At 49.6% G+C, this 12,161-nt stretch carries 11 protein-coding genes and 2 pseudogenes; 4 read left to right on the forward strand and 9 right to left on the reverse strand.

The window, feature by feature from the left end:
• Positions 1-272 (forward strand): annotated as a pseudogene (locus tag HMPREF2606_RS11140) (hypothetical protein); the annotation flags it as partial.
• 688 nt (positions 273-960) lie between these two features.
• On the opposite strand, the gene HMPREF2606_RS08205 reads toward HMPREF2606_RS11140, so the two are convergent.
• The 5 genes from HMPREF2606_RS08205 to HMPREF2606_RS08220 form a co-directional block, all read right to left on the reverse strand.
• Complete coding sequence (locus HMPREF2606_RS08205) at positions 961-1,659, reverse strand: zinc-binding dehydrogenase (protein ID WP_210399342.1); 699 nt, start codon at positions 1,657-1,659, stop codon at positions 961-963.
• On the reverse strand, positions 1,634-1,927 hold the full coding sequence (locus HMPREF2606_RS11145; RefSeq protein ID WP_210399343.1) for an alcohol dehydrogenase catalytic domain-containing protein: 294 nt from the start codon (positions 1,925-1,927) through the stop codon (positions 1,634-1,636). Before HMPREF2606_RS11145 ends, HMPREF2606_RS08205 begins: the two co-directional genes overlap by 26 nt.
• A 47-nt stretch (positions 1,928-1,974) precedes the next feature.
• Positions 1,975-3,492: an ABC transporter permease/substrate-binding protein gene (locus tag HMPREF2606_RS08210; protein WP_070843501.1), complete on the reverse strand. Its 1,518-nt coding sequence runs from the start codon at positions 3,490-3,492 to the stop codon at positions 1,975-1,977.
• 101 nt (positions 3,493-3,593) lie between these two features.
• Positions 3,594-4,418: an ABC transporter ATP-binding protein gene (locus HMPREF2606_RS08215; protein ID WP_070843502.1), complete on the reverse strand. Its 825-nt coding sequence runs from the start codon at positions 4,416-4,418 to the stop codon at positions 3,594-3,596.
• Positions 4,408-5,268 carry an SDR family oxidoreductase gene (locus HMPREF2606_RS08220; RefSeq protein ID WP_070843503.1) on the reverse strand — a complete coding sequence of 287 codons (861 nt, stop codon included), beginning with the start codon at positions 5,266-5,268 and terminating at the stop codon, positions 4,408-4,410. The genes HMPREF2606_RS08215 and HMPREF2606_RS08220 overlap by 11 nt, the downstream gene beginning before the upstream one ends.
• A 265-nt stretch (positions 5,269-5,533) precedes the next feature.
• Between HMPREF2606_RS08220 and HMPREF2606_RS08225 the strand changes: the two genes are divergently transcribed.
• Positions 5,534-5,713, forward strand: coding sequence for a TonB-dependent receptor (locus HMPREF2606_RS08225; RefSeq protein ID WP_070461572.1), 180 nt, complete (start codon positions 5,534-5,536; stop codon positions 5,711-5,713).
• A 219-nt stretch (positions 5,714-5,932) separates the two neighbouring features.
• Here HMPREF2606_RS08225 and nadC read toward each other — a convergent pair whose 3' ends face one another.
• Together nadC and HMPREF2606_RS08235 are read right to left on the reverse strand one after the other, a co-directional pair.
• Positions 5,933-6,814, reverse strand: a complete 882-nt coding sequence (gene nadC, locus HMPREF2606_RS08230; RefSeq protein WP_070711766.1) for a carboxylating nicotinate-nucleotide diphosphorylase — start codon at positions 6,812-6,814, stop codon at positions 5,933-5,935.
• A 75-nt stretch (positions 6,815-6,889) separates the two neighbouring features.
• Positions 6,890-7,828: an NUDIX hydrolase gene (locus HMPREF2606_RS08235; RefSeq protein ID WP_070585271.1), complete on the reverse strand. Its 939-nt coding sequence runs from the start codon at positions 7,826-7,828 to the stop codon at positions 6,890-6,892.
• A gap of 157 nt (positions 7,829-7,985) precedes the next feature.
• Between HMPREF2606_RS08235 and nadA the strand changes: the two genes are divergently transcribed.
• Positions 7,986-9,098 carry a quinolinate synthase NadA gene (gene nadA, locus HMPREF2606_RS08240; protein ID WP_070843504.1) on the forward strand — a complete coding sequence of 371 codons (1,113 nt, stop codon included), beginning with the start codon at positions 7,986-7,988 and terminating at the stop codon, positions 9,096-9,098.
• 51 nt (positions 9,099-9,149) lie between these two features.
• Positions 9,150-10,658: an L-aspartate oxidase gene (gene nadB, locus HMPREF2606_RS08245; protein WP_070843505.1), complete on the forward strand. Its 1,509-nt coding sequence runs from the start codon at positions 9,150-9,152 to the stop codon at positions 10,656-10,658.
• A gap of 414 nt (positions 10,659-11,072) precedes the next feature.
• Here nadB and HMPREF2606_RS08250 read toward each other — a convergent pair.
• Positions 11,073-11,538 (reverse strand): annotated as a pseudogene (locus HMPREF2606_RS08250) (hypothetical protein).
• A 255-nt stretch (positions 11,539-11,793) separates the two neighbouring features.
• Positions 11,794-12,159 carry a contact-dependent growth inhibition system immunity protein gene (locus HMPREF2606_RS08255; RefSeq protein ID WP_083325225.1) on the reverse strand — a complete coding sequence of 122 codons (366 nt, stop codon included), beginning with the start codon at positions 12,157-12,159 and terminating at the stop codon, positions 11,794-11,796.
• Between the last annotated feature and the right edge of the window lie 2 nt (positions 12,160-12,161).

Raw genomic sequence — 12,161 nt, forward strand, 5'->3', positions numbered from 1 at the left:
GTCGGGGGAAAAGGAATTTTGCAAAGGTCTCAGTCTATACATCTGTGCAAAGCAAACTGCAATCGGCGCTAGCTGGACGCTCTTGCTCTTATCTTATAAACAGCGTTTGTGATCCCTATTTGAAAAACTGTCGATTGGTGGAACTCTTCCCTGAAATTGAAAAGCAAAAATGGCAGCTTTATTTATATCGACCATATCAAACGATTGTTGCCGAGCGAGTGGTGTGGGTGTATAACAAGTTGAAGGAGATTTTGTTGTCGAAAATGGTTTAGGCATAAAACATGGCGAGATGATCTCGCCATGTTTTTATCACGATTGCTTATCCACAATCGATTTTAACATCGTATAAGATTGGGCTTGTTTTTGTTTATCAAAAATATAGCTCCCCGCCATAATTTCATCAAAATGCACCTGTTTACGCAGTTGTTTGAGCAAGCCTAGCTTGGGTTGAGACCCAACAAACCGTTTCATTTTTCTAAAGCATTTGATTTATTAACCAAGCCTACCTACTGCTTTTTAGGGTTTCAGACGACCTCTTTAAACCATAAGGTTGTCTGAAAAGCAAAAAACAGCCTGCAACTTCATTAATTCAGTGGTAGAGTCACAGTAAAATTAAGCAGCTTAAAACCTATTGATTTTATACTAAAAATTGGAGTACTATGAGCACACTCTCTTGAGTATCATTAATTCTCATTTGACATATAGGAACAAAACAGCGGAATTTGTAGAAGAATAGGGAAAAGGAAATTAATTTATATTATGTTAAATTCATAATGCTAGTATTTTAGCCTGCTAAGTCCTGTTTCTTCTAGTTGTACAATCACTTACAGAATTCAAATATAAAAGGCCATCTGAAGAATTTCAGACGGCCTTCTCTTTATCAATATCCATGAAACCAATTCAGATCACAGTTTTATTCCAAAGCATGATTAAATTTCTTTTATAGAATTTTAGATAGCCCTATTCATTGACCACCACCACTTTCCCAAATCCGTCCGCGCTTTGCAAAAAACGGTGGGCTTCGGGAACTTGTTCCAATGTAAACACGCGTTCAATTAAGATTTTCACATTAAATTGCCGGATATAGTCAAACATCGCATCCAGCTTGGCTTGCGAGACATTGCCCGAATAAAAGGCGGTAAGATAGCTGTTGTTTTTGAGTTCAATAATCGGATCAAAATTGTTCACGTACCATATGTTACCAAGCTGCCCTGTATTGCAGACGATGCCGTGTTCGTTGATGTGGGAGAAAGAATCACGCAAAGTTGCCGGCCCGACCAATTCCAGAATTTTGTCATAGCTTTGGTCAGTTTGTATTTTGCCATCGGCTTCAGTAATCACTTCGTCAAATCCAACCGCCTGCAAACGGGTAGCTTTGGCAGGATTACGCGTTGAACCGTGCAGTACGACATGCGGAAACTGCGCTTTAAGCAACTGTGCAAAGGCTACGCCCACGCCACTGCCTGCACCACGCACCAGCACACGATCTTGCGGCGCGATACGAAGCTGTTGTAATGAGCCAAACGCGGTGTAGTAGGTTTCGGGAATTGCGGCAAGGGTTGTCCAATCCAAGTCGGTATAAACGGGGGAAATTTGCTCGTTGGGCAGCAGCACATATTCGGCGTAACTGCCGTCAAAGGCGCGCCCCATTTCGCCCATACATTTCGCCCATAATAGAGACGACCTTTTGTCCGACCGCCAGCGCGGGTGTGGAACTTTGCGCCACTTCGCCTACACATTCAATGCCCAAAATGCGCGGAAATTGGACAGACGGCGATTTGCCTTCACGCGTGAAAATCTCAGAATGGTTGATGCCGAAGCCTTTGATTTTTACCAGTGACCAACTCTCTTTGATATCAGGTGTTGGCACGTCTTGATAAATCAGTTGCTCTGGACCGCCGGCTTGATAGATTTTTACGGCTTTCATAATACCTCCCTAAGAATCTGATGCTTTCAGGTAGCCTACTGCCAATTTTACTTTCCTAACAACCCATTTTTCTCCAAATACTCCCGCGCTACGTTTTCCGCGCTTTCGCCTTGCACTTTCACGCGGTAATTCATCTCGCTCATTTCTTCTTCGCTAATTTTTCCCTCCAGTCGGTTAAGTGCGATCACAATTTGGGGATTTTTTTCGGCAAATTCTGCTTTCATCAATGGTGCCCCCTGGTAAGCAGGAAACAGAGAAATATCGTCTTTCAGCAGGCGCAACTGGTATTGCTTCAATTCTGCATCGGTAGAAAAGGCTTCCACTAGGTCGATTTTGTCATTCAACAATGCTGTATAGCGTAAGGCAGGTTCCAAGCTAACAATATGTTTCAGCGTGATACCTGCTGCCTGCATGCCTTTGTAGCCGTCTGCTCGGTCGGTAAACTCCAGTGAGAAACCTGCTCGGATATCGGGCGCTACCTGCTTCAAGTCGCTGATTGTCTTCAGTTGGTGCGCCGCGCCGTAGCTTTCTTTGACTGCCAACGCATAAGTGTTCTGATAAGACATCGGTGGTAGAAACTCTAACTGATATTGTTCCGCCAATAATTGTTTGCCCCGTTGATAGGTTTCATCTGGCGACAGATGGCGGTTCTTCTGTTCAGGTGGTACTTGTACTAAGGCTTCCAGCACTGTGCCGGTGAATTCAGGATAAATGTCGATTTCGCCACTATTCAGTGCGTTAAACAGAAAGGTGGTTTTGCCAAAATTAGGTTTGACTGTGACTTTCACGTTCGAATTCTCACGTTCAATCAATAATTTATACATGTTAATCAGAATATCCGGTTCACTCCCCATTTTGCCGGCAACCACCACGTTTTTTGTGGCAGGTGTAAATGAAATCTGCGACAGACCGAGTGCGCCGAAGCACACCGCCAATGCAAGAATAATCGCCAACTTGCGTCGCGATTTTTGCAACAGCCCGATAATGCCGCTTACACCGACAGCCAATAACGCGGAGAGCAATGCGCCGGTAAACGTCATTGTCATGTTGTTTCGGTCAATACCGAGCAGAATCAGGTTGCCCAAGCCGCCTGCGCCGATTAGCGCCGCCAGAGTTGCCGTGCCGACAATCAGCACTGCCGCCGTACGGATGCCAGAAATCATGGCAGGCAAAGCCATCGGCAGCTCAATCCGCCACAATGATTGCCAGCGCGACAGGCCGAATGCGGTGTACGCATCTTGAATCGATTGGTCGATTTGGGTCAGCCCCAAATAGGTATTTTGAAAAATAGGCAACAGCGCGTATAGCGTGAGCGCAATCAAGACGGGCGGCGAACCGATACCAACAAACGGAATCAGCAAACCCAGCAGCGCCAAAGACGGAATGGTTTGCAATATATTGGTAAACTGCAATACCGCTTCCGCTGCCCGCTGTCTGCGCGCAAACAACACGGCCGCAGGCACTGCAATCGCCACTGCCGCGAGCAAAGCCAGGCCGGAAAGCCATAAATGCGTAAGCAGCATTTGCCAGAGTTCTGCCGGGGTAACGTTTAGGGATGAGAACATAGTTTTAAATTTTATGTTTAGTACGTTGAATAATAGATGTTTATGTTTGCTTTACAGCAAGGTATTAGCGCCTTGAAAGAGGTTTCAGACGGCCTTCACCATCATAACACTGCCCTTCTCACAGCTTCCTGTCCCTGTTTATCCAACCGTAAGAATTGGTGGATGATGCGTTCGGCATCGGGTGCATCGGCGGTGGAAAACAGCGATTGCACATAATCGTTTACCGGCTGCTTTTTGATTTCTTCAGGTGTGCCGATTTGTACCAGTTTGCCGTTATGCATTACACCGATACGGCAAGCGAGTTTGGCGGCTTCCTGCATATCATGGGTAACGAAAACGATAGTGGTGCCAAATTTTTGGTGAATCATAGCAATTTGGTCTTGCAGCACGGTACGTACCAGCGGGTCAAGTGCTGAAAACGGTTCGTCCATCAGCAGAACTTGGGGCTTGGCTGCAATGGCTCGCAAAATACCGATGCGCTGCTGTTCACCGCCGGAAAGTTCGTGCGGATAGCGGTCGCGATAGTGCGCAGGGTCAAGTTCCACCAGCTCCAATAATTCATTCACACGCGTTTTACGTTCGGCTTTCGGCCAGCCCAGTACGTCAGGCATGAGTTCGATATTTTCCGCGACGGTCATGGTGGGGAAAAGCGCGATTTGCTGCAATACGTAACCAATTTGGTGGCGGAGCTGGCGGATGTCGTAGTCTTTAATCCGTTTCCCGTGCAGATAAACGTTGCCATCGGTCGGTTCAATTAGCGCGTTAATCATGCGTAAAGTGGTGGATTTGCCGCTGCCCGAGCCACCTACCAACACGAAAAATTCACCCTGATAAATGGTCAAATCCAAATCGCGCACAGCATATTTGCCGTCATAATGCTTGCCTACGCCGCAAAATTCGATAAACGGAACAAGATTATTTTGCATATTGTGCCTTTACTACGTCTTCAAAACTAAGCGGTGCGCGTCCCAACAACTGAGGCAGGTCGTCTGAAACGGTAGCAAGCTCGCCTTTGGCAATGGCAGTGTAGATAGAAATCCAGGCTTCAATCTGCCAATCGGGCGTGTCAGGATACTCAGCTTTGCGGCTGGCGAAGGCTTCTTCCACAGTTTCATTGTGGTAGCAGTGCGGTTTGCCGGTGATTTCGGTTAAGACGGCGGCTATTTCAGCAAAACTTAATGATTGGGAACCGGTCAGTGTGTAGGTCTGATTATCGTGGTGGTGATTGTCGCAAGCGATGTCGGCGATGATGTTTGCCGCTGATTGGGTGACATCGTGCTGCGAAACGCAGGCAACGCGCCCGTCGTCGGCTGGGCCTGCGATGATGCCATCTGCGTTAGCAATTGTTGCCATCATCTCACTGTAAAAATTGTCGCGCAGAAAGGTGTAGCGCATATTTGTTTGCCGGATTGCATTTTCGGTAACCGCATGAGTGCGCGCCAGCGTGAAGGTACTGTCCAACGCCGCTTGAGCAAAAGAGAGATAGACAATATGCTTCACGCCCGCTTCCGAAGCAGCCTGCACCAAAGTCAAATGCTCCTGTTCGCGCAACGGACTTTCGGCGGCGGACACCATAAACAGCACGTCCACCCCGTTTAATGCCTGCTTGGCAAGCTCCAAATCGCCATAGGCAAAACGTCGCGCCTCGCAGTTCGGCAAATCGGTCGCTTTGGCAGGATTGCGCAGCGGCAGAATAAGCGGCAGACCGCGTGTGTTCAGATGACGGGCGACCATACCGCCGATGTTGCCGCTGGAGCCAGTGATGGCTAGATTCATGTTGTTTTCCTTATGCGTTTTCTAAAGAGATAGCTTTGCCGTTTACAGGGTTTCTGTAAAACCATGTGCATGCTGCTTTTTGAGTTTCAGGTAGACTGAATAGATTCAAGGGATGGTTTATTGATGGTTATTATTGTAGCAGTTTTCCTACATACGATAAGCCGCGAAAGACTTACTTGATTATTAAGCTGAATAATACCGCAGGGCGATTTTTCAGGTATATTACGACCAAGCAGGTAATGGAAAACAGGCAGACCCCGACTATATGCGCTGGCAGCCTGTTGCGGTATGGGATGCCTACCTGCGCTATAAAATCGGCAAAAACCTGACTGCCGAACTGGTGGGCAGCAATCTGACCAACCGCTACTACCTCGACCCAATGAGCCGTTCCTATCTGCCTGCGCCAGGTAGAACAATCCGCATTGGGATAACTGGAAAATGGTGATGATCAATTAATCATTTTGAGAGTAAAAAGCCGTCTGAACATTGGGCTTCAGACGGCTTTTTTACATGATGGCTTAGTTATGCCCTACTCTTTTATGTTATATGAAAGTTGAAGCTAACCTGCATAATTTTTATATTTTCTGCTTTGGAATCAAAAAGGCTGCTTGAAAATAAAAGGTCTATATTTCAGACGGCCTTTACTTTATAGCAAACTCGAAATTTAAGCCACGAAATCCAAACCTATATCCAACGAATGGCTGCTGTGGGTCAGATAGCCGAGAGCGATGCCGTCCACGCCGGTTTGTGCCACGCGCTTCAGGCGGTCGAAGCCGATGCCGCCCGATGCTTCGCAATAGACGGTGTGTGGGTGGGCGGTTTGTGTGTGGCAGCGGTTTGCCGCTTCTTTCAAAGTTTCGTCGTCCATGTTATCCAGCAAAATCCGTTCTGCGCCCGCCACGATGGCTTCGTCCAGTTGTGCCAACGTGTCCACTTCAATTTCCACGCAGGTCAACGGTCCGACTGCTTGCTTTGCCTGCCGTACGGCTTGGGCGATGCTGCCGCAATAGGCGAGGTGGTTGTCTTTGATGAGGATGGCGTCGTCCAAACCCATGCGGTGGTTTACGCCGCCACCTGCTCTGACGGCGTATTTTTGCAGGACGCGCAACAGGGGGATGGTTTTGCGGCTGCACACGATGTCCACATTGTAACCGGCAACTTCGGCTACTGCGCGAGCGGTAGCGGTGGCGATGCCGCTCAAATGCGTAAGATAGTTGAGCGCGGTGCGTTCGGCGGCCAACAGCGCGCGGGCGTTTCCTGCGATGGTGGCAAGTGTCTGACCTGCGCAAACGGCTTGCCCGTCTTGGATTTCGGCTTGGAAACGGACGGACGGATCCATCGTCTGAAAGGCAAGACGCGCCAAATCCATGCCGGCGATAACGCCGTCTTTGCGGCTGACGAGGAAAAGTTTGGCGGTTTTGTCGGGAGCGATAACGGCTGCGGACGTAACATCGCCTCGCCTGCCTAAATCTTCACTTAAGGCTTGTTCTACCATGGGGCGCAACAGGGTATCGGGGAGAGGAAGAAGGTTGTTTTCAGACGACATGAAGGTTCCTTTGTTGGAAAAATATTGATATTGCCCGATGGGGCAAAATTTAATTTGAGGCCGTCTGAAAATCAGTTAGCGGCTACCCAGCGGCAGTCCGATATCAGAAATCAGCTGATCGGGCAGAACGTCGTCGCGGAAGCGGTAAAGCTGCGCGGGACGGCCTTTGCTGCCCGATACGCTGGTATCCGACGGCTCGATGAGGTTTTGCTGCTGAATCTGGCGGCGGAAGTTTTGCTTGTGCAGCAATCTGCCGCTGATGGCTTCGACGCTGTTTTGCAGTTGCAGCAGCGTGAATTCGGGCGACATCAGCTCGAAAATCACGGGGCGGTATTTGATTTTGGCGCGCAGGCGGGACAGAGCAGTCGCCAACACGCGGCGGTGGTCGTGGCGCATAGGCTGCCCCGTGAGCATGAAGTCGAAGTTTGCCTGCGGCTCGGCGGCTTCCGCTATCAGGCCGCTTTCATACAGCATTTCATAGCGTTGCAAAACGTATTCTTCCGACCAGTTTTCCGGTTCTACCCCCCAGCACAAATGAATGCGCTTGAGCCGTTTTTGGCGCACTTCCTCCGTATCCGCCGAGTTTGCCCAAATGCGCAGGTGGCTGACGATGGCGGCGCGCTGCCCGCCGTCGATGCGCAAATCTTCCCATGGAAAATAGCCGTAGCAGTCCTGCCATTTCGCGTCAGGATGCAGGATGTTGTCGGCCGCCTCGCGCACCAGCCCCAGATAGCTGACGTACAAGACAGGTAGGCCTTGCTCGTTTTGACGGCGCGTATCTACAAAGGTATAAAGCTGTTCCACATAGCCCATAGGCTGTGATGTCTGTTTGGCAACCCACATCCTGACTCCTGCTTGTAGAGAGTGGCGAAGCGGTGCAAGCAGGCCATTGGGTAATAGCTCTCCTTTGGCAACTGTCAAAACTCTCAAGCTGCCGTTTGTAATGGCGATCAGTACAGGAACCAGCTCGACGATACTTTGCGTATTGGCTGCTGTTTCAGGATAGGCATCCATGCGTGGCTTTCATTCAAGAGAAAACCTTATTGTAAACCAAAGCGGTTTTCAGACGACCTTGCTTATTATACTCAAATTGAGCATAATATAAAAACTATTTCAAAATATAAACGGCAAACCTTTATGCCGTCTGAAAAACCAGCTACAAGGAAACATCATGCAAACCGCCGCCCGCCGCTCGTTCGATTACGATATGCCACTCATCCAAACGCCGACTTCCGCCTGCCAAATCCGTCAGGCGTGGGCAAAGGTTGCCGACACGCCCGACCGCGAGACGGCAGGCCGTCTGAAAGACGAAATCAAGGCTTTGCTGAAGGAGAAAAACGCGGTCTTGGTGGCGCATTATTATGTCGATCCGCTGATTCAGGATTTGGCTTTGGAAACGGGTGGATGCGTGGGCGATTCTTTAGAGATGGCGCGCTTCGGCGCGGAACACGAAGCCGGTACGCTGGTGGTGGCGGGCGTACGCTTCATGGGTGAGAGCGCAAAAATCCTCTGCCCTGAAAAAACAGTGCTGATGCCTGATTTGGAAGCGGAATGTTCTTTGGATTTGGGCTGTCCGGAAGAAGCGTTTTCAGCTTTTTGCGACCAACACCCCGACCGTACGGTGGTGGTATACGCCAACACTTCCGCCGCCGTGAAAGCGCGTGCCGACTGGGTGGTAACGTCTTCGGTGGCGTTGGAAATCGTGTCGTATCTGAAATCGCGCGGTGAGAACCTGATTTGGGGACCCGACCGCCACCTCGGCGACTACATCCGCCGCGAAACGGGCGCGGATATGCTGTTGTGGCAGGGTTCATGCATCGTCCATAACGAATTCAAAGGGCAGGAGCTGGCGGCGTTGAAAGCGGAACATCCCGACGCCGTGGTGCTGGTTCATCCCGAATCGCCGCAAAGCGTCATCGAGCTGGGCGATGTGGTCGGCTCGACCAGCAAACTGCTCAAAGCCGCCGTATCGCGTCCTGAAAAAAAATTCATCGTGGCGACCGATTTGGGCATCCTGCACGAAATGCAAAAACAGGCGCCCGACAAAGAATTCATCGCCGCGCCGACGGCGGGCAACGGCGGAAGCTGCAAAAGCTGCGCGTTCTGCCCGTGGATGGCGATGAATTCGCTGGGCGGCATCAAACACGCCCTGACGAGCGGGCACAACGAAATCCTGTTGGACAGAAAGCTGGGAGAAGCCGCCAAACTGCCTTTGCAGCGTATGCTCGACTTCGCGGCAGGGCTGAAGAAAAAAGATGTGTTCAACGGCATGGGCCCCGCCTGATTTGCCGTCAATATTGCCGTTTCAGACGACCTCTCAAACAAGGACAACACCATGCAAACCGATTGCGACGTATTGATTGCCGGAAACGGGCTGGCGGCACTGACGCTCGCCCTGTCGCTGCCTGAATCGTTCTGCATCGTCATTTTGTGCAAAAACCGGCTGGACGACACCGCCAGCCGTCATGCGCAAGGCGGGATTGCGGCGGCGTGGTCGGGAGAGGACGACATCGAAAAACACGTTGCCGATACCTTGGAGGCGGGCGCGGGTTTGTGCGACGAAGCCGCCGTCCGCACCATCCTGTCGCAGGGCAAACCGGCAATCGAATGGCTGCTGGCGCAGGGCGTGGCGTTCGATCGGAATCCTGACGGTCTGCACCTGACGCGCGAAGGCGGGCATACCTGCCGCCGAATCGCCCACGTCGCCGACTACACGGGCGAAGCCGTCATGCAGAGCCTGATTGCCCAAATACGTCGCCGCCCGAACATCCGCGTTTACGAGCAGCAGATGGCGTTGGACATCCAAACCGAATCAGACGCGGCGTGCGGACTGACCATCCTCGACCGCCAAACGCAAGAAACCTACTGCATCCGCGCCCGCCATACCGTACTCGCAGGCGGCGGCCTCGGGCAAATTTACGCCGCCACCACTACGCCGCTCGAATGCACGGGCGACGCCATCGCCATGGCGATACGCGCAGGCTGCGCAGTCGAAAACCTCGAATTTATCCAATTCCACCCCACAGGCTTGGCAAGGTCGTCTGAAAACGGCCGCACCTTCCTGATTTCCGAAGCCGTGCGCGGCGAAGGCGGCATCCTGACCAACCAAGCGGGCGAACGATTTATGCCGCATTACGACCGCCGCGCCGAACTTGCACCGCGCGACATTGTTGCCCGCGCCATCGCCGCCGAAATCACCAAGCAAACGCAAGACTTCGTCTCACTCGACATCAGCCATCAACCTGCAGAGTTCGTCCGTCAGCATTTCCCGTCCATCCATCGGCACTGCCTGTCCCAATGCGGTTTGGACATTACGCGCCAAGCCATCCCCGCCCGCCCCGTGCAGCACTACACCTGCGGCGGTATTCAAACCGACCCCAGCGGCAGAACCTCCCTGCCGCAGCTCTACGCCTTAGGCGAAACCGCCTGTACCGGACTGCACGGAGCCAACCGCCTTGCCAGCAACTCCCTGCTCGAATGTGTCGTTACCGCCAGACTTGCCGCCCAAACCATCGCGGACAGACAAGCGTTCCAAACCGAACCATTCCAAAGGCCGTCTGAAAGCCCCTCCGCCGAAACAGACATCTTTTCAGACGGCCTCCAAAACGTATTCAGCCGACCCACCCTGCAAGCTTTCAACCAACGCCATCTGGGCATCATACGCAACGATACCGACCTGCGCCGCGCCATCGCCCAACTGCAGTTTTGGAAGCAAAACCAAGCCGAGCCATACACCGCGTCCGAATACGAAAACCGCAACCTACTCGAATGCAGCCTCGCCCTTGCCCAAGCCGCATACAGGCGGAGAGAGAACATCGGAGCACATTTTAATAGTGATTGTTGAGGCTGATAGAGACCTTTGCAAATGTTTCTAAATATTCTTTTGAATGATATGGGAAAACCACCTATCATCATTTTCTCATACATGAGATTCAACTATTAACAATGAAATTCCCATTTCTTGCTCTATTTGACTTAAAAAAGATACTGCGATTTTCTTTGCTTCTTGATAATTAATTATCATGGCAATACTCCAAATTGAAAATGTTTGAAGGTAGTAAAATTGACTTCGCCTCCTTTTTGTATTTGCCTATTAATATACCTTTTTGGACAACTGCGCTTTATAGCCCGCGCAAGATCGGCACATTAAATAAAGGCCGTCTGAAACGGTTTTTCTGTTTGCAGACGGCCTCTTGGCTCAAACCGTGAGAACCGCATGCGTGCGTTCCGCACACATCCTACTTGTTGAGTTTAGGTTTCATATGGGCCACGGCTTGCTTTCCAAATATGCTTTTATTTCATAAATTAGATTATTTATATTAGGGGAAACTACATTTCCTGTTTTTTCGATTACAAGTAGACAATTATATTTTATTGCCCAGTCAATGGTTTTCTGAATAAATTTAGTATAATCAAATCTTAAATCAAGTTCACACTCTATATCATCTGGCCAAACGGTAAGACTATTACCAAAATTATCACAAAACATGATTGCATCTTTATCCCAAGACTCTTTCGATTTAAGCTTTTTTTTTTGCTTCATTTATTATTGATAATAATATAAAATCATTATCGATAAAGTAATTTTCAAAACTTTTATTCTCATTAAAATTCTGAAAACCATTAGATCGATACTCATCAAGTATGATATCTTTATTTGCATTAAATTTATTTCTGATAGCAGCTGATGGGATAAGGTAGTACCGATAATTCCAAATTGCCATTTTTATTTACTCCTATAACGAGGTCTATTAACATTACCTGATTCATTCAAGACATCAATAGAATTTTTCCAATTAGTATTAGGAACGGGAAAGTCAACTTTTTTAAATTTTAATTCACGTATCCTTCCAAGCAAGCCGTAGCCCGCATTAAACCTATGCAGGTAAGGTGTGTGCGGTACGCACGCTGGCCTTGAGTGTGATAAAAAAGATCGTCTGAAAAAAGTTTCCAGCTTTCAGACGACCTTTTGCCAAATATTATCGGCAGCGGCTCAATGCCAACTTTAAACCTGCTCCGATTTCTTCAGGACTGTTATCCAATGATAAAATTACATTGTCTGCATCAATGGCATCCCACGCTTCCAGCTTGACATGGTGGCTCGGGCTGATTTTCAGGCAGCCGTTGTGCAGCCAAATATCCCCGCTCATCATGTTTTTAAATAGGGCGCGTCTGGTTTTATAGCCCAAGTTCCCGCATAGATTGGCAACCCAATCCTCATAGCGTTGCCGAAATTTTTCGGTATCAAAAAAATCTTGGTCTTCTGGACTGTCATAAACGAAAGTCCTGCTGTTTGTCAACGCTTGCAAGACCGTCGTGCCTAAAGTTCCATTGTCGGTATCCAATG

It is taken from the genome of Neisseria sp. HMSC070H10, from assembly GCF_001837635.1.
GTDB lineage: Bacteria > Pseudomonadota > Gammaproteobacteria > Burkholderiales > Neisseriaceae > Neisseria > Neisseria subflava_A.